Raw genomic sequence first — 22,598 nt, forward strand, 5'->3', positions numbered from 1 at the left:
AGTTTTTTATTATAAATTAAATTATGTATTTCCCTCAAACCCAGAATAGTTAAATGCCATTAAAGAAACCGAGTCTGCCGCAATGCGCCCCCATACCCTTACCTTACCCCGCGCTAAGCCGGGATATTCAAATCATTTCCCGTCGCTAAAGAACTAACGCCATCGTGTCATCCACCTGCCGCCGCAACGCCTGGGAGCGCCTTCCGTCACGCGCAGCTCGCACTCATATCGCGCAGACTCAGGAGTCTGACCCGGTGTGCCTGTTCGATGGCGTCGCTCCCTGCTGCTCTTTGGGCAATAATGAGCGAGGCGAGATGCCAAAGGCTTTGCGGAAGGCGTGGCTGAAATGAGAGAAATCAGAGAAGCCGAAATCCAGCGCCGCCTGGGACACGCTACTGACTCGTCCGCGTTCGAGGGCCTCTCGGCTCGCTCGCAGCCTCTCCTGCCAAATCACGGCCATCGGCGTTTTTTTGTGGCGGGCGAAAGCACGCGTGACGGTGCGAATGGAAACATGGTGCGCCCGAGCCAGGCTCTCAATGTTCAAATCTGGATCGACAAGCTGCCGCCGAATGCAAATCATCATCCTGGCGTACAGATCGCGCTCAGCACTCACGTTATCCAGATCCTGCAATTCCAGACTCAGCACCAGCAGATCCAGCATCGTCTGGGAGAAACGGCCATAAATATCTGGGTTGTCCAGACACGCGGGCATCGCTGTCGCCTGACGCAGCATTTCACGCAGTGGAATCACGCCGGGCCGACTGTCGTCCAGTACCATAGCGGTGAGCGTTTCAATCCTCGGCAAACGACAACTCAGCAGATGCCGCGGGATCCGCACCAGGTGATTATCGCCCCCACCCAGGCTGAAACTGAACGTCTGCGCGGCGTCGTATAACACCAGACTATCCGCCGCCAGCGCCGCCTTGCGCCCCCGCTTTGCATATAGCCCAGCCACAGATCGTCGTCTGGCCCCTGCCTCAGATAACGTGCGGTGCGTTCCCAGCGGTGCAACGGCGCGGACAACGAACAGATATCCACCATCCCCACCCCGCGTACCGCAAGCCGGGCGTCAAAGTCGACCCCAGCCATGGGCACGCTGGCGGCCGGAATGCAGTGACGCAACACCACGTCGTTCCAATACTCGAAGCGGCGCGACTCGGCAACGCCAATGGTCGAATAGTGGGAGCAGACCGCAGACGGCATGATGCTATTCATAATTGCTCACCTCGCACCTTAATTCCCGCATCAATAACAGACACGGGTTCACAGACAGCAACTATCGTGCCAGCACTCAGATGTCCCTCCAGCTCTCACTCGCATCCGCGCTAAGGCAGTGGAGATATCGCTGACGCTCCGTCGATGCGCCAGGCGTCCCACGTCGCGAATGGCGTCGAAAAAGCGAGAACCGCACTCAAGGTGTGCACATCTGCGCTATGACGGAGCATCACGCTATGGACCTTTTCAGCCTGCCCGCCCGTTGTCCCTGCCAGCCAAACGACTGTCCTTATGAAACAAGTACGCAGCAAATTTCTCCCTAATATCTGTAACCGTAAGGTCTTCCGGCCACGTTGGTACCGGGAAATAAACAAGAGATATCAGACATGAGGGTAACGTTATGACTGTTAGTGGCACCACATCTCGCATCAGCCTGGTCGCCTGCACACTCTGGCTGGCGACGATCCCGGCCCATGCGGTCGATCTCAACTCACAGGATCTCATTCCGGCTCCTGCCGGTACCGATGCCATTCTGGCGTATTTCACCTACGCCACGCGAGACAGCTTTACCCCCACAGGTGGCGACGAAATTAAGCAAGGCACCGGGCTGGACTCCTTCGTCAGCATCTTTCGTTACGTCCACTATATGGATGTGGGGGGCTTCACGGTCGCGCCGCAGGTGCTGATGCCCTACGGACGTCTTTATAACGGCTCCCTGGGCGGTGCCCGCCTCGATTCCGCCAGCGGCCTGGGCGACCCCATTCTGGCCGCCCCGGTCTGGCTGGTGAACAACCCCAGCACCACCTTCGCCCTCGTGCCCTACCTGTACGTCCCTGCCGGTTCCTACGATGCCGGGCGCACGCTCAACGTCGGTGAGAACCGCTGGAAGTTCGATCTGCAGCTTGGCGGCGTGCAGCAGCTTGGTAACGGTTTCGCCACGCAGCTGTCCGCTGATGCGATGTGGTATGGCGACAACGACGATGCCACGGGCATCGGCACCGGCCGCCTCAAACAAGACAACACCTATCAATTTCAGGGCTGGGTAAGCTGGACGCCGCCCGCAGACACCACCTGGACCGTCTCCGCCGGTTACGCCAAATTGTGGGGCGGTAAGCAGCAGATCGACGGCGTCGAGAACGGACAAGCGACGCGTTCGGATCAGGTAAGGCTGGAATTGTCGAAATTCATCACCCCCACGGTGCAAGTGCAGGGCTTGCTCCAACGCGACATCAACGTCGATGGCGGTTTTAAGGAAGATCTCCACACCACCCTGCGCGTGATGAAACTGTTCTGATTGAACAGAGGCCTATGCACCCCCTTCCACTCACATGTTACGGAGAAATCCACCATGAGCGAACAGCAGCAAAAGCCGTCTCTCTATGAACGTCTCGGCGGATATGACGCCGTCTACGCCTTCGCAGGCGAAGTGTTGAAGACCTGTATGAAGCATCCCGACATCGGCCATATCTGGGCGCACGTGTCCGAGTCTTCATTTCAGAAAGAGCATATCAACTTCGTTGATTTCTTGTGCAAGCACTGGGGTGGCAACACCGTCTATCGGGGACGAGATATGGTGACCGCGCACCGCGGCATGGGGCTGACCGAGGTGCACTGGAAAGCCGTATTCGAGTCTATCGACGAGTGTTACGAAAACTTCAATGTGCCGCAGGATATTCGTGAAGAGGTCAACGCTTTCCTGACCCAATTCAAGCCCGCGGTCATCGGCAGTCCTTCGTATCGCGACGTGGTGCTCTCACACCCGGACATGGATGTGACCAAAGGCATGAAAAGTGTCGGTATCCACTGGCCCAAAGCCGATAAGCCGTCTTAACACCTTACGGACACCCGCAGGCTGCGCGGGTGTCCATTTCAGCCAAACGACTGACCCGGATAACCAAGTCAGGATGGCATTCCGGGCTTATGTTCAAGACAGGCGCATGAGCAAACACAGAAAAAGGAAACAACATGGCTATTCAACGTCCCACTGCCGAACAACTCCAGGAGCTTGCCAGTCGTCTGCATATCAGCCTGACGCCGGCGCAGGCCGAGGAATATCTGGCGGTGATGCAGGCTAACTTCGACGCTTACGATCTGATCGACTCCCTTCCCGACGATATCCCGGAGGTCCGCTATCCGCGCGCCGCCGGCTATCGTCCGACTGGCGAGGAAAATCCGCTCAATGCCTGGTATTACAAAACGGAGGTAAAAGGTGCAGCGACTGGCGCGCTGGCCGGGCGGACCATCGCTCTGAAAGACAATGTCTCGCTCGCCGGCGTACCGATGATGAACGGCGCCTCCACGCTCGAAGGTTTCGTCCCATCCTACGACGCGACCGTGGCCACCCGCCTGCTGGATGCCGGGGCGACGATTCTCGGCAAAGCCACCTGCGAGCACTTCTGCCTCTCCGGCGGCAGCCACACTTCCGACCCGGCCCCGGTGCACAATCCCCATCGTCATGGCTATTCCTCCGGCGGTTCGTCCTCCGGCAGCGCCGCACTGGTGGCGGCTGGCGAAGTGGACATGGCGATAGGCTGCGATCAGGGCGGTTCCATCCGTATCCCTTCCGCCTTCTGTGGTACCTACGGCATGAAACCGACCCACGGTCTGGTGCCTTACACGGGCATCATGCCGATTGAGGCGACCATCGACCACGCCGGTCCCATCACCGCCAACGTGCGCGACAACGCGCTGATGCTGGAAATCATCGCCGGAAGTGACGGGCTTGACCCGCGTCAGTACGCGCCCGTTGTAGAGAGCTATACCGCCGCCCTCGGAAAAGGTGTGCGCGGCCTGAAAATCGGCATTCTGACCGAGGGATTCCAGTTGCCGAATATGGACCCGCAGGTAGAAACGAAGGTGCGGGACGCCATCGCCCGCCTGCAAGCACTGGGCGCCATCGTTAGCGAAATTTCCGTGCCGGAACACAATCTGGCGGGCGCGCTTTGGTCGCCTATCGGCTGCGAAGGTCTGACCGCCCAGATGATGCACGGCAACGGCATGGGTTTTAACTGGGAAGGCCAGTACGACGTCAGCCTGCTGGACAAACACGCGCAATGGCGCGACAGCGCGGATGCCCTCTCCCCGTCGCTCAAAGTTTGCATGTTCGTCGGCCAGTATGGGCTGGAGCGCTATAACGGTCGCTACTACGCCAGAGCGCAGAATATCGCGCGTCGGGCCCGCGCCGGCTACGACCGGGCCCTGAGCGATTTCGATCTGATGGTGATGCCTACCGTGCCTGTCCTCGCTCAGCCAATACCAGGCCCGGACTGCTCCATCACCGAATACATCTCGCGCGCTTTCGAAATGATCGGTAACACCGCTGCGCAGGACATCACCGGTCACCCGGCCATGTCTATCCCCTGTGGCATGGTCGACGGACTTCCGGTTGGCATGATGCTGGTAGGACGTCATTACGCTGAAAACACGCTCTATCAGGCCGCCGCCGCTTTCGAAGCCTGCGGTGACTGGCGGACGTTTTAACCTTAACTCTCGGGAAGCCTAAAATGAGCCATAAACACGACCACGACCATACCCAACCCCCCGTTGATATCGAGCTACGCGTCCGCGCACTGGAATCCCTGCTGCAGGAAAAAGGCCTGATCGACCCGGCTGCGCTGGATGAGCTGATTGACACCTACGAGCACAAAGTCGGCCCCCGAAACGGCGCACAGGTTGTCGCCAGAGCGTGGAGCGACCCGGAATACAAACGTCGACTGATGGAAAACGCCACTGCCGCTATTGCTGAACTGGGTTTCTCCGGAATACAGGGCGAAGACATGCTGGTCGTGGAGAACACGCCGGACGTGCACAACGTCACCGTTTGTACGCTGTGTTCCTGCTACCCCTGGCCGGTACTTGGTCTGCCGCCGGTGTGGTACAAATCAGCGCCCTATCGTTCGCGTATCGTCATCGACCCGCGCGGCGTTCTCGCCGAGTTCGGGTTACACATACCAGAAAACAAAGAGATTCGCGTCTGGGACAGCAGCGCCGAGCTGCGCTATCTGGTCCTGCCAGAACGTCCGGCAGGCACGGAAGGCTGGAGCGAAGCGCAGTTGAGCGAACTCATCACGCGCGATTCGATGATTGGCACCGGTGTGGTTAGCGCACCATAACGAAAGGAGAAAACCATGAACGGGATACATGATCTGGGGGGGATGCACGGCCTTGGCCCGATCCCTACCGAGGAAAACGAGCCCTATTTCCATCATGAGTGGGAACGCCGGGTATTTCCTCTGTTCGCCTCGTTGTTCGTCGGCGGACACTTTAACGTCGATGAATTTCGCCACGCCATCGAACGTATGGCGCCGACCGAATATTTGCAGTCGAGCTACTACGAGCACTGGCTGCATGCATTCGAAACGCTGCTGCTGGCAAAGGGGGCGATCACCGTTGAAGAACTGTGGGGTGACGCGAAGCCTGCCCCCTGCAAGCCTGGTACACCTGTGCTGACGCAGGAGATGGTGTCGATGGTGGTCAGCACCGGCGGGTCTGCTCGGGTCAGTCACGATGTTGCGCCCCGCTTCCGGGTGGGCGATTGGGTACGAACGAAAAATTTCAACCCGACCACCCATACCCGCCTGCCACGCTACGCACGCGATAAAGTCGGTCGCATAGAGATCGCTCACGGTGTGTTTATCACGCCAGATACTGCGGCGCACGGGCTGGGCGAACATCCCCAGCATGTTTACAGCGTCAGTTTCACCGCGCAGGCGCTGTGGGGAGAGCCGCGCCCTGACAAAGTGTTCATCGATCTGTGGGACGACTATCTGGAGGAAGCATGAATACGGTAACACAACACGATTACGCCGCCCTCGGGTTACCGCGCGATGAGGAAGGGCCGGTGTTCGATAAGCCCTGGCAGGCAAAAGCGTTCTCCCTGATAGTCCATCTCCACCGGGCCGGGCTGTTCCCGTGGGCAGAATGGGTACAGACATTCAGTAAAGAGATCAACGCGGCGCCGGCGCAACCGGGTGAAAGCGCGAATGATGCCTACTATCGTCAGTGGACGGCGGCGATGGAAAACATGATGACGGCACTCAACCTGACGGTGCCGGATGAAATCAACCGACGGACGCAGGAGTGGCGCAAGGCGTATCTCAACACGCCCCACGGCCAGCCGATTGTACTGGCGAACGCCAGTTGCCCGCCGGCACATAGCCATCATCACCTTTCGCCGGGCGTGCCGGTCACGGTGAGTCCGGCACTCGCTACCAACAGCAAAATCGATAATGGAGTTACACCATGAGTGATATCACCCTTAATGCCCACACCCCGGCTGCTCCCATTCCTGTCGCGAAACTGCTGCCCTGGGCGCTGTTCACCGCCCTGCTGGCGCTGCTGGCCATCTATTTCGTTGGCGCAGAACAAGGCGCAACGTCGATGTTTTCCGGCACGCAGGTGCATGAATTCTTCCACGACGCACGTCATCTGCTGGGCTTTCCCTGCCACTGAGGAGGCGGAAATGATTGGCAAACTGTTATTTAAAGGGATGATGGCCGGCGTTCTGGCCGGGATGGTGGCATTTGCCTTTGCACACCATTTCGGCGAGCCGCAGGTCGATCGCGCGATTGGCCTGGAAAAAAGCATGTCAGCTCACGCTCACCACCACGGCGCGTCAGCAGACGGCGAAGAAGAAGAGGTGTTTAGCCGACAGACCCAGTCCGGGATTGGCCTGATGACCGGCATGGCGCTGTTTGGCGCCGCGCTGGGCGGCGGTCTGGCGCTGGCGTGGGCCTTTAGCTACCAGCGCTTTGGGCCATCGGACCCGCGTGTGCTGGCGTTATGCCTGGCGCTTGGCGGCTTTCTGGCAATGAGCCTGATGCCAGGTCTGAAATACCCGCCCAATCCGCCCGCAGTCGGCAACCCGGAGACCATCGGCTATCGTACCGGGCTCTATTTCGTCATGATGTTGCTTTCTATCGGCATCGTCATCGCGGCCGCGTGGTTATCACATCAGCTCACGCCGCGCCTCGGCAGAGGGAATGCGATGATGTGGGCAACGCTGTTCGCCGTGGCGCTGATGCTCGTGGTTTGTGCCCTGATGCCGACAGTGAATGAAGTCTCCGACCACTTCCCGGCGGACCTGCTATGGCGTTTCCGCATAAGTTCCTTCGGCACGCATCTGGTGCTCTGGGGCGTCATCGGCGTGGCTTTCGGTGCTTTAGCCGAACGCACGCCGACGACACGCGAACATCGCCCGGCCTTCCGGCGCGGTTAACAACATGAGAGCGTCGCTAACGCTGATTTGTCAGGGAGAAACGGCAGCCTCCAGAGGTTCACACTTTCCCTGTGATGACCCTCTGGAGGCGCGGGAGTGGCAACGGGCGCGCCAGCTACAAAGCAGTGTCGCCCGTTATCACCGCGTCTGGTTCGCCCCGGACGCCGCCGCCAGGCAAACCGCCGCAGCGCTCTCTTTACAGGGTACGCCAGTGACGGAACTGGCGGAGCCCGACTACGGCATCTGGGCCGGTCGGCCAGTGCATGAGGTGATGATGCAAGACGCCGAAGCGTTCCAGGCCTGGCTGGAGGGTGCCGCTCCCCCGGGCGGAGAGTCACGTGCTCAGCTGCTGGCGCGCTGTGGCAGCTGGCTGGCTAAACACGTCGATATTCGAGGTCGCCACTGTGCCATTGCGCCTGCCGCCGCAATCCGCGCCACGATCGTCGACGTTCTCGGCGCCCCGCTTCACTCATTTGCGCGTATCGACATCCACCCGCTGAGCATCACCGAATTGCGCAGCGACGGACGACGCTGGAATTTGTGTTTATTGAAGAGCCACATAAATGGTGAATAGACCACGTTCAGCCAGCGGACGGACGTCTGTCACATTTTTAACCCTTCCATAAATCAGGTCCGACACTACCCCTCGTGGCATTCATATACGCTTTCATCAAGGGGATGATATTGAATCAGTGGTTTCAAGTTAACGCGAACCACCACTGAGCTGAAGTACCAGCCAGTGATATAGCTACCTGTGGCTGGAGCAGGCCATTATTTGGTCGATAAGCCAGCGGCCTGCCTGGCCTGGCGGATTATCCACACGATACACTGCTGACATCAACATACTGACCCCACCCTGAGGTTCTTCCTCAATGGCCAGACGTACGAGGCGACCACTATCCAGATCGGTCTGCACGGTGTGGAGAGGCATTCCTCCCCAGCCCAGTCCATTAAGCAGGAATGCGCGCTTGGCAAACAGGTCAGCGAGTTTCCATGTTTTGGGAGACATTACGCCAAAATCGCGCCCTTTTGAATGTTCAGAACGATCGGTCAGTACCAGCTGAACATGCTTTGCGAGTTCACTCTGCGGGATTGGGCCTGGATACGCCGCCAGTGGGTGCTCTGCCGCAGCTACCATTGCAAAAGGAATATTCACCAAAGGTTCAGTGATGATTCCTGGGGGCGTCAATGGCAGGAAACCAACAATACCCACCGTGGCTCGTCTATCCAGAACGGGCTGGAAAGTAGCGCCAAGAGCTTCTACGTACACATGAAGCGGTACTGCCGGGAACTGTTGACGAAACTCTTTAGCGACTCCCGCAAGGGCATCAATGGGAAAAAAGACATCCACAACCACAGCAAGTTCGGGTTCCAGTCCGGCCGCCATGCCTTTTGCCTGGGATTTCATGGCATCCACAATAGAAACGGCTTTTCGCGCGCTGACAAGCAATGCCGAGCCTGCAGGTGTCAGCAATGGATAGCGCCCTGAGCGATCGAATAAGGTGACACCTAATTGCAGTTCCAGCCCACGCACAAGCTCACTGGCTGCTGACTGAGCCCGGCCAAGACGACGGGCAGCGGCCGAGAAGCTCCCTTCATCTACAGCAGCAACAAATGTTCGAAGCTGGTCGAGCGATATTCCGTCAAGCATAAACCCTCACCAATGTATCTGAATTCAAGATGGTATCCATAAGATTATAACGGCTGTTCAGATGCATTCGTAGGTGCAATTATGGTGGCGCACTATTTTTTACGTTGACCACAGTCCACTCACCGGAGATTTAATATGACTACTATTCTGCATATCGACTCGAGCATCCTGGGTAGCAACTCTGTCAGCCGCAGCCTGACTGCTGAAATCGTCGCTAAAGAAGTGAAATTAAACCCTGGGGCCACACTTCTGCGACGCGATCTTGTTGCAGATGAATTACAGCATTTGAGCCCTGCCCATCTGGCTGTGTTTCAGGGAAATACACCGACTTCAGAATCGTTAGCGAACGACATCGCTCTGGGCAGCACCTACATCGATGAGTTGTTCTCAGCGGATATCATTATTATTGGCGTTCCGATGTACAACTTTTCGCTTCCGAGCCAACTCAAGGCATGGCTGGATCGTGTACTTGTCGCGGGAAGGACATTCCACTACACCGCGAATGGTCCGGAAGGTCTGCTTCCAGCAGGTAAAAAAGTGTATATCGCTTCAACTCGCGGTGGCGTTTACAGCGGTACCAGCCCTGTCGCCCATCTTGACCATCAGGAAACGTTGCTTACCGCTGCGCTTAATTTCATCGGACTCTCTGACATCACCATTTTTCGTGCGGAAGGTCTTGCTCTGGGAGATGACGCCAGAGCAACGGCACTTGCCAGGGCGAAGAACGAGGTTGAAACAACGGTTATCTGACTCGTGACCGGGGCTACGTTGAAAAACCGGCACAAGGAGTTAAATGTGGAAATAGGCATAAACAGTTTCGCTTCACTTTTACCTGAAAGGAACAATGGGCGTATACCTAATCCGGCGGAACGTCTTGCGGCATTACTGGAGGAAATCACTCTTGCCGACGAGGCTGGTATAGATGTGTTTGGTGTCGGTGAACATCATCGTACTGATTTCGCCGATTCGTCACCTGCTGTCATTCTTGCGGCGGCCGCCGCACGAACGAAAAAAATCAGACTAACCAGCGCGGTATCGGTTCTCAGTACGGTTGATCCGGTGAGGTTGTTTCAGGACTTCTCCACCCTGGATCTGCTCTCGCAGGGCCGTGCCGAAATCACCGTTGGTCGTGGTTCTTTTGCAGAAGCTTATTCGCTATTTGGTCACTCCAGGGATGACTATGACGCTCTATTTACAGAGAAGCTTGGACTTTTGCAGCAACTTGTCAGGGAAACACACATCACATGGTCAGGCCGTTACCGTCCAGCGCTTACGGGCCAGGGCGTCTATCCCCGGCCAATGCAGAATCCGCTGCCGGTTTGGGTAGGTGTTGGCGGGACACCGCACTCCTTCATCCGGGCCGGAGCTGCGGGTCTGCCGCTGATGGTGGCGATTATCGGGGGCAGACCCGATCGTTTCCGGCCATTAATCGACCTCTACCGGCAGGCCGGTATTCGTGCCGGCTACCATCGCGAACAGCTTAGGGTGGGGCTACATGTTACCGGCTTTGTGGCTGACTCCGCGAAAGCAGCAAAAGACGCGTTTTATCCAGGCTGGCTGCATGCTTTCACACAAGTGGGCAAAGAGCGCGGTTGGGGGCCAGTGACGCGTGAGCAATTTGATGCCTCCTGTAGCCCTGACGGTGCATACCTCGTTGGCGATCCGCCAACCGTGATAGCCAAAGCACAGGCAATATCGACATCATTGGGCGGTATTGACCGGCTGTCATTTCAGATGAGTGCTGCCACTGCAGGATCTGAGGCAATGGGTCATTCAATCAAACTTATCGGACACGAAGTGGCTGCGGCCCTTCGTGAAAAAAAGCACACAGCCAGAATTGTATATTGAAGGAAAATCTATCATGACCGATTCTCTTGAGAGCCAGGGCGTGAATCGCGCCATTGCCTACCGTACGAAGGGCCATCGATTAGGCCCCATTACGCGATTACTGAGTCCGGATGATCTGGGAGATGATATCAAGCCGTTCGTTTTTCTTGATTTGTTTGAGTTCTTCCCACCGTATAACCGTGGTTTTATACCTCATTCACATTCAGGTATTGCAACCCTTACGGCCTTCTTTGAAGGTGGTATGACTTACGGGGATACCACAGGAAAACAAGGTTCCATGTCTGATGGTTCTGTGGAGTGGATGCGAGCAGGTAGTGGGGTCTGGCATGCGGGTGAGCCCTTACCGGGGAAAGTCATGCGAGGTTTTTAGCTCTGGGTGGCTTTACCGCCTGAACTGGAACTGGCATCGGCAGAAAGCCTTTATTTCGAAGCTGAAGCTATTATGCACGATGGCCCAGCCCGTATTTTACTGGGACAGTACAATGGCAGGACCAGTCCAGTTCCTTCACCATCATCAATGACTTATCTGCACGTGCGGCTTTCAGATGGTCAGAAGTGGACTTATCAGCCGCAGGCAGATCATGATATCGCATGGCTGGCAACTAACGCCGGGCAGCTGGAGATCGGAAATACCCTGCTCGAACGTGAGCTGGCAATTTTCGCAGAAGGTCATGGAGCTATCAGCATCACGGCTCATGAAGAGGCCGAATTTGTGATCGGTTCAGCGGTCAAACACCCTTACCCTCTCATCCGGGAGGCTTCCTCTGTCCATACAAACGCGGCTTCGCTGGCAGAAGGAGAACGAACTATCGCCTCTATTCGCAACAGCCCGTCATTCAGTGCGCTTACATCGCGCTGATAACTCTCATCGATATTCAAAGAAATATCATGACACGCCGTAGTCATACTCATAAAACTGTCGCCATCACTGGCGGCAGTCCCGCCTGAAAACGTCGTATTTCTGCGGCATAGCATTCACGAAGGTAATATCTCAACCGTGGCCGCTCTGGCGCGAGCTTCCGTCATTGCGGAAACATAGCTGCTGCCGGAATATTTTATCTGGTAGGTCCGATCGATTTTACTTTCAAGAACCGGGTCCGCGGGTTTTGCGAACCGCACGTCGAATTCCTGTCCGATAGCCACTATCTTACCCGCCCGCTGAGACAGTGCTGCCTGATACCATTTTGAACGGGTACCGCTATAGGCACGGACGAAAAGTCGGTTATCCACCGTCACTTCCCAAATCCATGTTGGCGTGCCGGTGGTATTCATATCGGGACGGTACGGCGCGATTTTCAGGTCGTCCGCCGCATCTATTTTTGCTAAAAGCTCGCGGTTCCAGAGCATAAACCTTTCCTCTTTTCTATACGTTATTTCGTATATTATAAAGTTGGTAACACTGCGTCGGAGAATATCGAACGGTGTTATGATTTATTTATTAAGGTATTTATTAAAAAATGCCGTGATGTTATCAAACGGAATCTTATCCATGCGGTCATATAAATCAACATGGGTGGCATCTTTAACAATCAGAAGCTCTTTAGGCTGATTTGCCGCTTCATATGCCGTTTTAGAGAAATAAAGCGAATGCGCTTTTTCGCCATGAACAAACAGGATTGGGCGCGGAGAGATTTCCTTAATATACGTCATCAGCGGGAAATTCATAAAGGACATCGGCGTTGTCACGGACCATGAGTTTCCGGAGTTGACGGCACGTGGATGATATCCGCGTTTGGTCATATAGTAGTCCGCGTATTCCACGAGGAACTGCGCTTCGCCGCCCTTCAGTTTATTGTAAGCTGGCTGATAGGCCGGTTGACCGTTTGCCGCATCGTCCCAGCGCTGAAGGCTCATCTTCTCAAGCGCCTGCTCGCGTTGCGCCGGCGTTACGCTGTCATTGTAGCCCTTTGACATCACGCGGCTCATATCATACATGGTGCTGGCAACAACCGCTTTTACGCGTTTATCCACGGCAACAGCGTTCAGCGCGATCCCCCCCATACCGCAGATACCGATGACGCCGATACGTTCACGGTCCACATAAGATTGCAGCCCAATAAAATCAACGGCTGCCATAAAGTCTTCGGTATTAATATCGGGTGACGCGATATTGCGCGGTTCCCCACTGCTTTCGCCGGTATAAGACGGATCAAATGCCAGCGTCACAAATCCGCGCTCGGCTAAGGTTTGCGCATAAAGACCTGAGGCCTGCTCTTTTACCGCGCCAAAGGGCCCGGAAATAACCAGTGCCGCAAGCTTCTTGTTTCCGCGATCTTTAGGAAGATACACATCTGCGGCCAGCGTAATGCCGTAACGGTTTTTAAAAGTTACTTTTTGATGATCCACTTTGTCGCTCCTTGGGAAGGTTTTATCCCACGTCTGAACCAGGCGTACTGAAGAATCTGCTGTGCCTGCTGCCGGCTGGGCGACCGCAGATTCTGTTGAAATCATGGCCAGCGCTCCGGCAAGGAGTGCGCCATTAAAAAAGCGGGTTGAAGTTTTTAGCGTCATGATAGTCATACCTTCATTCAAATTGGATGCGGATTGGGTTGTAGTCAGCGCCTCATTTCGGTATGGCTATTTTGGATGTCGCTAATGAAATCTGTTATTAAAATACTCTGTATTATTTGCCTGATCCTATTAACATGATGCCAAAGCGTATATTTCACTTTTCATAACGGGTAAGTTGACGACGTCGCACAGACTTAACAAATATGAGGCGTGACGGAATGATTTCAGACAAATCGGTTGAGAGACGACTCGGCAAGCTCTCCCGGGATATTGCTCAGCGCACGCCCGGTACCGGTGATTTTCCCACCGCGGTTGAAGGGCTGGAACTCTTCCGGCGCAACGAACCCGCCCCTCCGGTGAGCTGCCTGGTCCCTCCGAGTATCGTTCTGGTGGCTGATGGCGCGAAGATCATGTGGGTTGGCGGTGAAGCTTATGAATATAATACGGAAAAATTCCTCATCACCTCCCTCGACTTGCCAGCCAGTTCGGAAGTGTTACAGGCATCGCCATCACGGCCCTGCGTCGGCGTCGCCTATAAACTTGACCAGCGCGTACTGATGGAATTAATTGCCCAGGGATGCCTGCCGCCAGTCAAAAAACGAGATGCGGGAACGGGGGTCGGTATAGGAACCATGACTGATGTTTTACTGGAGCCTTTCTGCCGCCTGCTTTCACTGCTGGACGAACCCGAAGCCATTCCCGTTCTCGGCCCGCTGATTCAGAGGGAGATACATTACCGGCTGTTGATGAGCGATCGGTCCGATCGTCTCAGGCAGATTGCGGCAGTCGACGGCCATGGTTACCGTATCGGTAAAGCTATCGACTGGTTAAAGACCAATATTGCTTCGCCGCTGCGTGTCGAAGAGCTGGCAAGTCGCGTGCAAATGAGCACGCCCTCCTTCCACCACCATTTCAGACAGCTTGCGGGAATGAGTCCGCTCCGCTATCAGAAATGGCTGCGTCTCAATGAAGCAAGGCGACTGATGCTGAATGAGCATTACGATGTCACCACAGCGGCCTATGCTGTCGGCTACGAAAGCTTATCCCATTTCAGCCGGGAATATACGCGGATGTTTGGGGAATCACCCAAGAGGGATATTACTGTGCTGAGAGAGTCTGCCGGTAGGCTTTAGTAAATTCTGCCCTGCTCTGCCTCCCCCGGTGAAATCTATTGTACGTGAAGGCTACAGGAGATGCTAAAGACCTGAACTCAAAAATATTTGCGCATCACTGACATTATTAATCCAGTAACTTCATTTCCAGAGCCCGACTCATGGCTTGCGTACGACTATTGACTTTGAGCTTGGCGTAGATGTTCTTGATGTGCCATTTCACCGTCTCAGTAGAGATAGTCAGGGAGCGAGCGATTTCTTTGTTCATCTGACCGTCAGCAATGAGCTGTAATATCTGCAGCTCTCGCTCACTGAGCTCCTGGTTAACATCAAGGTTTTCATGCTCAATCCGCTTGCCTTCAGACAGGCTCCCTTTCCCGGGCCAAGGGTCATCCCCTTCGCTGGCTGCCGAGGTTTCGCGTACACGGACAAGCAGAGGCTGCAAGGCATCGCCAGCATCAAGAAAAATACGTTTGAGATGCTGTTGTGCCGCTAATTGCAGGACGGGCTGCAATGCAGCCACGGCAGCCGCGTTTTCGCCACTATCCCACAGTGATAATGACCATAGCGTACGAAGACGCGCTGCGGAGAGCCGGTCGCCCCGACGCTCCTGCTCAGTCACGAGTTCGCCAAGCAAAAGGCTGGCTTGTGGCGCCTGACCTGACGCCAGAAGCAGGCGGCTGCGGCTGACATTGGCATGCTGTGCTATTGCGCGTTGACAGGGGTTTTCGGCATCAATTGTGGCACGGGCCGCCAGTTGTTCGAGTTGCCGATGCAGCAGCTCCGCGCCTGGATAATTCGCGCGCTGCAGGCGCACTCTCGCTTGCTCTGCTAACAATAAAGCCTGCGGCCGTTGCCATCCTCGAGACACCGCTAGTCGCTGCGCGTGTTCCAGCAGTCGTTCTGCCTCATGCGGCATATCGTCATTCAAGGCCTGGCGCGCAAGGTAGGTATAGCAGCGACTCAGGGCGTCGGGTGGACCAAACCGATCGATGAATTCGAGTCTATCTGCTAACAGCGTATTTAATGAGTCCAGGTTCATACGTTCGTAAGCCATTTCCGCCAGCAGCGGCGCAAGCGTCGCGCCGCTGGTCGACTGAGGGCCGGTATAACGCTCAGCCTGGCGCAATGCATTCTCTGCATGCCCCCAGGCGTTCTCCAGGTCACCCTGACCAAGGTGGCACTGAGTGATGATAAAAGCGCGATAAACCGAGACAAATAGATTGTCTAGTGGACTTTCCGGGCAAGGCATATGCCGTTGAACCTCAAGAGCGTCGCTATAGCGCTGGTTAACCACGTGGCAGTAGCTCAGAATATTGCATATGAGACCGTCGACCCAGGTGTCTCCGCAGGGCACTTTAGCCAGCAACGGCTCAACAATCGCCAGGCTTTCCGGGATTTTCTCGGCAAAAGCTTCGCAAATTGCGCGCACGACACGTAATTTGAGCCAGGCGTTGGGGGTTATATCATCACGATGATTAACGACCATTTGGTCAAGATTATCAAGTAACTGCCTCGATTCATCGAAGCGAAAATAGTGCGCCAGCGCCCAGGCCAGATTGATTTGCAGGTCAATGCGCGAAGGGTCAGTACTCGCAGGTAAGTGATGCATCCAGGAAACCAGGGTATCTATATCCCCTTCTTCCGCCAGCGACTGCGCGCCCGCGCCATCCTGCCCGGGATTATGGATCGGCTTGCCCGCTGCCAGTGCGTGGCGTACCGCCTCGGACCACAATCTCTGCTCAACGAACCAATGACTGGCTAATTCATGTAAGTGCTTGAGGTTGATATCGTTGTTCTGCTGCAATATCGTTCGCAGGGTTTCCTGCAAAAGAGGATGGTAGCGAAACCAGCAGCCTTGTTCGTCCAGGGCTGACAAAAAAAGATTGCGCCGCTCAATCCATGCCAGTATCGCTTCACTATCATCACGCTCTGTAACCCCGTTACATAACCCGGCATTTAAACGATTAAGAAACGATGTTTTGACGAGAAAATCAAAAACTTCCTGTGGCAATGGGTCAAGTACCACCTCTTTCAGATAACGGGCGATAGCGCGGGTTCCACCACGAATATTGCGCAGCAGATGTTCTGGATCATTGAGCAATTCTGGGGATAACGAAGCGATTTTCATGCCGGCGATCCACCCCTCTGTCGCGGAAAGTAGCCGCTGTACATGCTGATTACTGAGCGGTATGTCAATCGTCTGGCTGAAATAGTTTCTGGTTTCTTCAAGCGTAAATTGCAGGTCTCGATCGTAGATTTCCACCAGCTGGTCCTGTGCCTGAAGCAGGCTCAGAGAGAGACTGGGGTGGAAACGGCTGCCAATGATCAGGTGCAAGGCGGCAGGAGCATGCTTGAGCAAATATCCCAGGGCTTCATATACACCAGCATCATTAATCATATGGAAGTCATCAACGATCAGATACAGGTCGTGCGGACAGTAATGCAGTTGGTTAATCAACCCGGCCAGCAGCTGTTGAGAACTGGAAGGCGTCTGTTCTTCTATGTTGCGCCAAAAGTCGGCGTCCCAATCGCCATAGAGCGGCCGCAATGCTTGCAGCAGATAAGGAATGAACTGCCATACGCCATCATCATCCTCATCGAGGCTAAGCCAGGCAACGCGTTCACCCTGGGCAATCATTTGCTGATACCACTGCGCCAACAGCGTGGTTTTGCCAAATCCAGCACCCGCGCAAACGACGCCCAGACGGCGTCGCTGCATGCGATCGAGGAGGAGCAGAAGCCGTGAGCGCTGTAGCAGCCGTATCGAAGAGCGTGGTGGAACGAATTTGGTCAGGATTAGCGGCAAATCTCTCGTCAGCCGCAATGGCCCGGAGACCAGTGAAGTTGCCTGGCGACTTTTCAAATCCGATGGCTTCATCCGTAGTTATCTACTCGTATTATTTTTTTATCAATTGTACGCCAGAGCCCGGGATGGCATGGAGCCACCCCTCTCGATAGATACATAAAATTTATAAAGTTTGACCTCAAGCATGAAAACCCCCTCCTACCCCCCCATGAAGGTGGCTTCGCACCTCCTCGTCGCACTCGTAGATTCATTGCATCGGCGTGGTTAAGGGGCTTCCAGCCTGTCAAACCCCCGCCTGACGACCTTTACTGAGGAGAATTAAGTGATGCTTAACAAACAGGCTTTACTCCAGGCTTACCGTAAGATGCGCGAAATCCGGACGTTTGAGGAGCGTTTGCATCAGGAAAACACCAGCGGGGATATTCCGGGCTTCATTCACCTTTATACCGGTGAGGAAGCCATTGCGGTGGGGGTCTGCGAAAATCTCACTAACGCTGATTTCATTGGGTCCACACACCGTGGGCATGGCCACTGTATTGCCAAAGGCTGCGATATTCACGGCATGATGGCTGAAATATTCGGTAAGGACAGCGGATTATGCCGGGGCAAGGGAGGCTCTATGCATATTGCCGATCTGTCGAAAGGTATGCTGGGTGCGAACGCTATCGTGGGTGGCGCCCCTCCGTTAGCCATCGGCGCTGCTCTGACGGCCAAAACCCTCAAGACCGGTAACGTTGGGGTCTCTTTTACCGGTGACGGCGGTTCTAATCAGGGCCTGGTATTTGAAGCCATCAACATGGCAGTCGTGCTGCAACTCCCTGCCATCTTTATTTTCGAGAACAACGGTTATGGCGAAGGAACGGGTCATGACTACGCCGTCGGTGGTCGTGATATCGCCGGGCGCGCCGCGGGCTTCGGTTTACCGGCAGTGACGGTTGATGGCACCGATTTCTTTGCCGTTTACGATGCCACCGCAGAGGCGGTCAAGCGCGCCCGAGAAGGTGGAGGCCCAAGCGTCATTGAGGCCAAAGCTTTCCGCTGGCACGGTCACTTTGAGGGCGATCCGGCGCTTTACCGCGCTGAGGGCGAAGTTCAACGTCTGCGCGAACAACATGATCCGCTGAAGATTTTCACCGCCAGGGTCAAACAACACATCTCCCTTGAGGAACTGGCGGCGATCGACGCGGCGGTTGAAGCACTTGTCGATGATGCTGTATTCAAAGCGCGAGCCGCTGCCTATCCGGCTCCGGAAGACCTGCTTACAGACGTTTACGTCTCATACTGAGGGTGATAACAATGCCTATAAAAACCTATCGAGAAGCGGTCAAGGAAGCCCTGGCCCAGGAAATGGAGCACGACGAACGCGTCGTTCTGATTGGTGAAGACTTGCGCGGCGGTCACGGCGGAAATGCGCCCGAAGAAGCAAGGATAGAGGCCTTTGGAGGTGTGCTCGGAGTCACTAAAGGGCTGTGGACGCAGTTCGGCTCCGACCGGGTGATCGACACCCCCATTACGGAGTCGGCGATCGTCGGCATGGCTGCCGGCGCCGCTGCAACGGGTCTGCGGCCGGTGGCGGAGCTGATGTTTATGGATTTTTTCGGTGTTAGCCATGATGCGCTGTACAACCAGGCGGCAAAGTTTCGCTATATGTTTGGTGGCAAGGCCAAGGCGCCGCTGGTGATGCGGGGCATGATCGGTGCTGGTTTTTCTGCAGCAGCCCAGCATTCGCAGTCACCCTATAATATTTTTGCTACCACACCGGGGCTCAAGGTGGTTGTGCCATCGACGCCTTATGATGTCAAAGGGCTGCTGATCCAGTCGATTCGCGACGACGATCCGGTGGTGTTCTGCGAGCATAAAATGCTCTATGACCTCAAGGGCGAGGTACCGGACGAGATTTATACCCTGCCCCTGGGCGTCGCCAACTATACCCGTGAAGGTGAGGATGTCACCATCATCGCGTTGTCTGCAATGGTACATAAAGCAAACCAGGTCGCCGACAAACTGGCCAGGGAGGGGATCTCGGTGGAGGTGGTCGATCCACGTACAATCTCGCCTCTGGACGAAGAAGGTATTCTGGAATCAGTGGCTTCTACCGGCCGCGTGGTCATTGTCGACGAGTCAGCCGCGCGTTTTGGCTTTGCTCATGATGTCGCAGCGCTGATTGCTTCCCAGGCATTCCATTTCCTCAAAGCGCCTGTTGTTCTGGTGACACCACCACACACCCCGGTACCGTTCTCCCCTGCTCTCGAAAAACTCTGGATCCCTGGCGTTGAACGTATCGAAGCTGCCGTCCGTCAAGTGCTGGAGGATTAAGCTATGAGCGATATCAGGACACTTGAAATGCCGAAGTGGGGCCTTTCAATGGAGGAAGGCGTGCTCGCGCGGTGGGCCATCCAGGAGGGTGACCGCTTCGCCAAAGGGCAGGAAATCTGTGAAATTGAGACCAGCAAAATCGTCAATGTTCTGGAGGCCCCCTTCGCCGGTACGCTACGGCGGATAATCGCCCGGGTGGGAGATACCCTCCCGGTCGGCGCTGTTTTGGCGTTGGTAGCTGACTCTTCGGTAAGCGATGCTGAACTGGATGCCTTTGCCGCCAGTCTGGCCGCGGCGCAGCCAGCAGCGCCTGCCACGCAGACTACCGAGCCTGCTGTAGCGGCCGTCGCGCCCTCCATTGTACCAGCCCCCGCCAATAAGCCTGCGGCATCCATTGGGCAGACCGAGGTACCCACCAGCCTGCAAGGCATAACCGATCCGACTCAGGTGAATGCCACTCCCCATGCGTTACGTCAGTCTGCGCGGTTGGGCGTTGACTTGAAAAAGGTCCAGGGTAGCGGGCGTGGCGAGCGTATCTCTGTCGCTGACCTGGAGAGCGCGATCGTTGCCGCAGGCGGCCGCATCGCCTCTCCGCCGCCGCCCGTTCGTTCCGGCAAAGCGCCGCGATCGCATACCGATGATAGCCAGGTATCGGCAACCCCGTTGGCGCGCCGTCTGGCCAACAAACTGGGGATCAACCTGCACGACTGCCGCAAAAGCGGTTCACTCGGACGGGTGAGCCGTGATGATGTGCTGGCGGCCGCTTTGCTGCTTGATGGGCTACCCCAGGCCGGGGCTCCACAAGCCACGTCAGCGACAGCCTTTGAGACGTTGCCGATGTCCAGTATGCGGCGAGCGATCGCTGGCCGTTTGCAAATGTCCAAGCAACATGCACCCCATTTCCGTTTGACCGTCGATCTCGATCTGGAGCGACTCTTAGCATTGCGTAAGGAAATCAACAGCGAAGTACCCGGCGTCAAGATTTCGGTTAACGATATGCTGGTTAAGGCCTGCGCCATGGCGCTGATAGCCGTGCCGGACGTCAACATACAGTTTGATGAGGCTACCCAGAGCATCCGCCGTTTTGCCGATGCCGACATTTCCGTGGCCGTTGCGCTGCCAGACGGGTTAATTACCCCTATCGTACGTTCGGCCAACAGCAGGTCGATAAGCGACATATCAAACGAAGTTCATTCTCTGATAACCAAAGCCCGGGCGGGCATGCTCAAGCCCGAAGAATTCCAGGGCGGCACCTTTAGCGTGTCAAATCTGGGCATGCTCGGAGTACGGCAGTTTGACGCCATCATAAACCCACCCCAGGGCGCGATCCTTGCGATTGGCGCAGGCGAGCCCCGAGCGGTAGTTCGCGATGGACAAATCGTCGTCCGCCATCAACTGACCGTATCGCTGTCCTGCGATCACCGGGTCATCGATGGGGCGTCAGGCGCGGCTTTTCTCCAGGCGCTCAAGCGGCTGGTTGAAACACCGACGCTGTTGTTTATCGAGGAGACGAGCTATGCACGACAAATATGATGTACTGATAATAGGGGGCGGGCCTGGGGGGTATGTCGCCGCCATTCGTGCCGGCCAGCTAGGGCTTCGTACAGCATTGGTGGAAAAGCAGCATTTAGGGGGGATCTGCCTGAACTGGGGATGCATTCCAACCAAGGCGCTGCTGCATGGTGCAGAGGTGGCGCACAGTATTGCGCATGCCGATCGGCTGGGTTTTAGTCTCAGAGAGGTGAGTTTCGATGTGCAGAAACTGGTGCAGTTTAGCCGCGCCGTGTCGCAACAGCTGACCGGAGGTGTCGAGTACCTGCTGAAGAAAAATGGCGTTACTGTCATTACCGGCACCGCCCGGCTACGTGGTAAGGGGCATGTAACGGTCGCCGATCCCCGAGGGGAAGAGCGAGACTATCGCGCTGGTCATGTGATCCTTGCGACTGGCGCCCGGCCGCGAGCGTTGCCAGGAGTAGAGCCAGATGGTGAGCGAATCTGGACCTATTTTGAGGCCCTGCAGCCTGAGCGCTTACCGGAGTCTCTATTAATCATCGGATCAGGGGCCATCGGAGTCGAGTTCGCCAGCCTTTATAACGATCTTGGCAGTAACGTGACGCTGGTCGAACAAGCCGCGCAGATTCTGCCCGCTGAAGACGCCGAAGTCTCCGCTACCGTGCGTAAATCGTTCGAAAAACGCGGTATACACGTCCATAGCCAAACGCTGCTGACGCAGGTACAGCGCACCGATACGGGCGTGCGCTGCACCTTGAAAACCACCGGTGCCGAACAGACCCTGGAAGTCAAACGTGTGCTGTTGGCAGCGGGCGTACAGCCTAATGTGGAAGGCCTGGGGCTGGAAGCGCTGGGAGTCGAGTTGGACCGCGGGTTTATCAAGACGGATGCAGCTTGCCGAACCAACGTATTTGGGCTCTATGCTATCGGCGATGTGGCCGGCCCGCCGTGTCTGGCGCACAAAGCCAGCCACGAAGGCGCGATCTGCGTCGAGACGCTGGCCGGCGTCAAAGGCGTACGCCCTCTTAACCGCGACTATGTGCCCGGTTGTACCTATGCCCGGCCACAGGTTGCCAGCCTGGGCTTGACAGAGGCGAAGGCTCGAGAGACGGGACGGCCAATCAAGATCGGTAAGTTCGCATATCAGGGGAATGGTAAGGCGCTGGCCAGCGGGGAGACGGAGGGTTTTGTAAAGACTGTTTTCGACGCCGAAACCGGCGAGCTGCTGGGCGCGCATATGGTTGGTGAGCAGGTCACTGAACAGATCCAGGGTTTTGGTATCGCGCATCATCTGGAGGCCACAGATGAGAGTCTCTTATCGATGATCTTTGCTCATCCAACGCTTTCTGAAGCCATGCATGAATCCATCCTTGCCGCCAGTGGTCAGCCGCTGCATCAACAATGACA

At 56.0% G+C, this 22,598-nt stretch carries 22 protein-coding genes and 1 pseudogene; 18 read left to right on the top strand and 5 right to left on the bottom strand.

What is annotated here, in order from left to right:
* Positions 1-238: 238 nt before the first annotated feature.
* Positions 239-1,215: pseudogene (locus tag SIK97_RS05860) on the bottom strand (AraC family transcriptional regulator).
* A gap of 400 nt (positions 1,216-1,615) precedes the next feature.
* Here SIK97_RS05860 and SIK97_RS05865 point away from each other — a divergent pair.
* The 9 genes from SIK97_RS05865 (at position 1,616) to SIK97_RS05905 (ending at position 8,006) form a co-directional block, all read left to right on the top strand.
* Positions 1,616-2,509, top strand: coding sequence for a transporter (locus SIK97_RS05865; protein ID WP_047723909.1), 894 nt, complete (start codon positions 1,616-1,618; stop codon positions 2,507-2,509).
* Positions 2,510-3,046: a group I truncated hemoglobin gene (locus SIK97_RS05870; RefSeq protein ID WP_224226510.1), complete on the top strand. Its 537-nt coding sequence runs from the start codon at positions 2,510-2,512 to the stop codon at positions 3,044-3,046. It abuts the gene before it with no gap.
* 134 nt (positions 3,047-3,180) lie between these two features.
* Positions 3,181-4,695: an amidase gene (locus tag SIK97_RS05875; RefSeq protein ID WP_032749086.1), complete on the top strand. Its 1,515-nt coding sequence runs from the start codon at positions 3,181-3,183 to the stop codon at positions 4,693-4,695.
* Positions 4,696-4,718: 23 nt separating this feature from the next.
* Positions 4,719-5,327, top strand: a complete 609-nt coding sequence (nthA, locus tag SIK97_RS05880; RefSeq protein ID WP_009652266.1) for a nitrile hydratase subunit alpha — start codon at positions 4,719-4,721, stop codon at positions 5,325-5,327.
* A 15-nt stretch (positions 5,328-5,342) separates the two neighbouring features.
* Positions 5,343-5,996 carry a nitrile hydratase subunit beta gene (gene nthB, locus SIK97_RS05885; protein ID WP_032749087.1) on the top strand — a complete coding sequence of 218 codons (654 nt, stop codon included), beginning with the start codon at positions 5,343-5,345 and terminating at the stop codon, positions 5,994-5,996.
* Complete coding sequence (locus SIK97_RS05890; protein WP_047723908.1) at positions 5,993-6,460, top strand: nitrile hydratase accessory protein; 468 nt, start codon at positions 5,993-5,995, stop codon at positions 6,458-6,460. Before nthB ends, SIK97_RS05890 begins: the two co-directional genes overlap by 4 nt.
* Positions 6,457-6,666: a CbtB domain-containing protein gene (locus SIK97_RS05895; protein WP_004850884.1), complete on the top strand. Its 210-nt coding sequence runs from the start codon at positions 6,457-6,459 to the stop codon at positions 6,664-6,666. The genes SIK97_RS05890 and SIK97_RS05895 overlap by 4 nt, the downstream gene beginning before the upstream one ends.
* Positions 6,667-6,676: 10 nt before the next feature.
* A complete protein-coding gene (locus SIK97_RS05900; RefSeq protein ID WP_025108351.1) occupies positions 6,677-7,432 on the top strand; it encodes a CbtA family protein in 756 nt (251 codons plus the stop codon).
* A 4-nt stretch (positions 7,433-7,436) separates the two neighbouring features.
* Positions 7,437-8,006 carry a histidine phosphatase family protein gene (locus tag SIK97_RS05905; protein ID WP_047723907.1) on the top strand — a complete coding sequence of 190 codons (570 nt, stop codon included), beginning with the start codon at positions 7,437-7,439 and terminating at the stop codon, positions 8,004-8,006.
* Between the two features lie 174 nt (positions 8,007-8,180).
* Here SIK97_RS05905 and SIK97_RS05910 read toward each other — a convergent pair whose 3' ends face one another.
* Positions 8,181-9,083 (bottom strand): LysR family transcriptional regulator, encoded by a 903-nt coding sequence (locus SIK97_RS05910; protein ID WP_025108353.1) that lies wholly within the window; start codon positions 9,081-9,083, stop codon positions 8,181-8,183.
* Between the two features lie 135 nt (positions 9,084-9,218).
* Between SIK97_RS05910 and SIK97_RS05915 the strand changes: the two genes are divergently transcribed.
* From SIK97_RS05915 to SIK97_RS05930, 4 genes are read left to right on the top strand one after another with little or no spacing between them, the layout of a single operon-like run.
* On the top strand, positions 9,219-9,833 hold the full coding sequence (locus tag SIK97_RS05915; protein WP_025108354.1) for an FMN-dependent NADH-azoreductase: 615 nt from the start codon (positions 9,219-9,221) through the stop codon (positions 9,831-9,833).
* 45 nt (positions 9,834-9,878) lie between these two features.
* Positions 9,879-10,931, top strand: a complete 1,053-nt coding sequence (locus SIK97_RS05920; RefSeq protein ID WP_047723906.1) for an LLM class flavin-dependent oxidoreductase — start codon at positions 9,879-9,881, stop codon at positions 10,929-10,931.
* Between the two features lie 13 nt (positions 10,932-10,944).
* Entirely contained in the window at positions 10,945-11,301 is a 357-nt protein-coding gene (locus tag SIK97_RS05925) for a pirin family protein (protein WP_201149424.1), read from the top strand.
* A gap of 6 nt (positions 11,302-11,307) precedes the next feature.
* Positions 11,308-11,790: a hypothetical protein gene (locus tag SIK97_RS05930; RefSeq protein ID WP_201149422.1), complete on the top strand. Its 483-nt coding sequence runs from the start codon at positions 11,308-11,310 to the stop codon at positions 11,788-11,790.
* A 116-nt stretch (positions 11,791-11,906) separates the two neighbouring features.
* Here the strand turns inward: SIK97_RS05930 and SIK97_RS05935 are convergent, their stop codons facing one another.
* Both SIK97_RS05935 and SIK97_RS05940 read right to left on the bottom strand, forming a co-directional pair.
* Positions 11,907-12,278, bottom strand: a complete 372-nt coding sequence (locus SIK97_RS05935) for a DUF2255 family protein (protein ID WP_047723905.1) — start codon at positions 12,276-12,278, stop codon at positions 11,907-11,909.
* 84 nt (positions 12,279-12,362) lie between these two features.
* Complete coding sequence (locus SIK97_RS05940) at positions 12,363-13,451, bottom strand: alpha/beta hydrolase (protein ID WP_162557583.1); 1,089 nt, start codon at positions 13,449-13,451, stop codon at positions 12,363-12,365.
* Between the two features lie 209 nt (positions 13,452-13,660).
* On the opposite strand from SIK97_RS05940, the gene SIK97_RS05945 reads away from it, so the two are divergent.
* On the top strand, positions 13,661-14,575 hold the full coding sequence (locus SIK97_RS05945; protein ID WP_047723904.1) for an AraC family transcriptional regulator: 915 nt from the start codon (positions 13,661-13,663) through the stop codon (positions 14,573-14,575).
* A gap of 106 nt (positions 14,576-14,681) precedes the next feature.
* Here SIK97_RS05945 and SIK97_RS05950 read toward each other — a convergent pair whose 3' ends face one another.
* Positions 14,682-17,435 carry a LuxR C-terminal-related transcriptional regulator gene (locus SIK97_RS05950; protein ID WP_319610926.1) on the bottom strand — a complete coding sequence of 918 codons (2,754 nt, stop codon included), beginning with the start codon at positions 17,433-17,435 and terminating at the stop codon, positions 14,682-14,684.
* Positions 17,436-17,688: 253 nt separating this feature from the next.
* Here SIK97_RS05950 and SIK97_RS05955 point away from each other — a divergent pair, with 253 nt between their 5' ends.
* From SIK97_RS05955 to lpdA, 4 genes are read left to right on the top strand one after another with little or no spacing between them, the layout of a single operon-like run.
* Positions 17,689-18,648, top strand: a complete 960-nt coding sequence (locus tag SIK97_RS05955) for a thiamine pyrophosphate-dependent dehydrogenase E1 component subunit alpha (protein WP_161506315.1) — start codon at positions 17,689-17,691, stop codon at positions 18,646-18,648.
* An 11-nt stretch (positions 18,649-18,659) separates the two neighbouring features.
* Positions 18,660-19,679, top strand: a complete 1,020-nt coding sequence (locus SIK97_RS05960) for an alpha-ketoacid dehydrogenase subunit beta (RefSeq protein ID WP_014229353.1) — start codon at positions 18,660-18,662, stop codon at positions 19,677-19,679.
* A 3-nt stretch (positions 19,680-19,682) separates the two neighbouring features.
* Positions 19,683-21,212 carry a 2-oxo acid dehydrogenase subunit E2 gene (locus SIK97_RS05965; protein WP_032749102.1) on the top strand — a complete coding sequence of 510 codons (1,530 nt, stop codon included), beginning with the start codon at positions 19,683-19,685 and terminating at the stop codon, positions 21,210-21,212.
* Positions 21,196-22,596: a dihydrolipoyl dehydrogenase gene (lpdA, locus tag SIK97_RS05970; protein ID WP_057174109.1), complete on the top strand. Its 1,401-nt coding sequence runs from the start codon at positions 21,196-21,198 to the stop codon at positions 22,594-22,596. The genes SIK97_RS05965 and lpdA overlap by 17 nt, the downstream gene beginning before the upstream one ends.
* The last annotated feature ends 2 nt before the right edge of the window (positions 22,597-22,598 follow it).

The sequence above is a fragment of the Klebsiella sp. JN_Kp126 genome, assembly GCF_033843325.1.
Classification (GTDB): Bacteria; Pseudomonadota; Gammaproteobacteria; order Enterobacterales; family Enterobacteriaceae; genus Klebsiella; species Klebsiella michiganensis.

Bases quoted from the DNA above. Each gene is read 5' to 3' on its own strand.
- SIK97_RS05865 (WP_047723909.1), top strand. From the start codon at position 1,616: ATGACTGTTAGTGGCACCACATCTCGCATCAGCCTGGTCGCCTGCACA.
- SIK97_RS05875 (WP_032749086.1), top strand. From the start codon at position 3,181: ATGGCTATTCAACGTCCCACTGCCGAACAACTCCAGGAGCTTGCCAGT.
- nthA (WP_009652266.1), top strand. From the start codon at position 4,719: ATGAGCCATAAACACGACCACGACCATACCCAACCCCCCGTTGATATC.
- nthB (WP_032749087.1), top strand. From the start codon at position 5,343: ATGAACGGGATACATGATCTGGGGGGGATGCACGGCCTTGGCCCGATC.
- SIK97_RS05890 (WP_047723908.1), top strand. From the start codon at position 5,993: ATGAATACGGTAACACAACACGATTACGCCGCCCTCGGGTTACCGCGC.
- SIK97_RS05895 (WP_004850884.1), top strand. From the start codon at position 6,457: ATGAGTGATATCACCCTTAATGCCCACACCCCGGCTGCTCCCATTCCT.
- SIK97_RS05900 (WP_025108351.1), top strand. From the start codon at position 6,677: ATGATTGGCAAACTGTTATTTAAAGGGATGATGGCCGGCGTTCTGGCC.
- SIK97_RS05905 (WP_047723907.1), top strand. From the start codon at position 7,437: ATGAGAGCGTCGCTAACGCTGATTTGTCAGGGAGAAACGGCAGCCTCC.
- SIK97_RS05910 (WP_025108353.1), bottom strand. From the start codon at position 9,083: ATGCTTGACGGAATATCGCTCGACCAGCTTCGAACATTTGTTGCTGCT.
- SIK97_RS05915 (WP_025108354.1), top strand. From the start codon at position 9,219: ATGACTACTATTCTGCATATCGACTCGAGCATCCTGGGTAGCAACTCT.
- SIK97_RS05925 (WP_201149424.1), top strand. From the start codon at position 10,945: ATGACCGATTCTCTTGAGAGCCAGGGCGTGAATCGCGCCATTGCCTAC.
- SIK97_RS05935 (WP_047723905.1), bottom strand. From the start codon at position 12,278: ATGCTCTGGAACCGCGAGCTTTTAGCAAAAATAGATGCGGCGGACGAC.
- SIK97_RS05940 (WP_162557583.1), bottom strand. From the start codon at position 13,451: ATGACTATCATGACGCTAAAAACTTCAACCCGCTTTTTTAATGGCGCA.
- SIK97_RS05945 (WP_047723904.1), top strand. From the start codon at position 13,661: ATGATTTCAGACAAATCGGTTGAGAGACGACTCGGCAAGCTCTCCCGG.
- SIK97_RS05950 (WP_319610926.1), bottom strand. From the start codon at position 17,435: ATGAAGCCATCGGATTTGAAAAGTCGCCAGGCAACTTCACTGGTCTCC.
- SIK97_RS05955 (WP_161506315.1), top strand. From the start codon at position 17,689: ATGCTTAACAAACAGGCTTTACTCCAGGCTTACCGTAAGATGCGCGAA.
- SIK97_RS05960 (WP_014229353.1), top strand. From the start codon at position 18,660: ATGCCTATAAAAACCTATCGAGAAGCGGTCAAGGAAGCCCTGGCCCAG.
- SIK97_RS05965 (WP_032749102.1), top strand. From the start codon at position 19,683: ATGAGCGATATCAGGACACTTGAAATGCCGAAGTGGGGCCTTTCAATG.
- lpdA (WP_057174109.1), top strand. From the start codon at position 21,196: ATGCACGACAAATATGATGTACTGATAATAGGGGGCGGGCCTGGGGGG.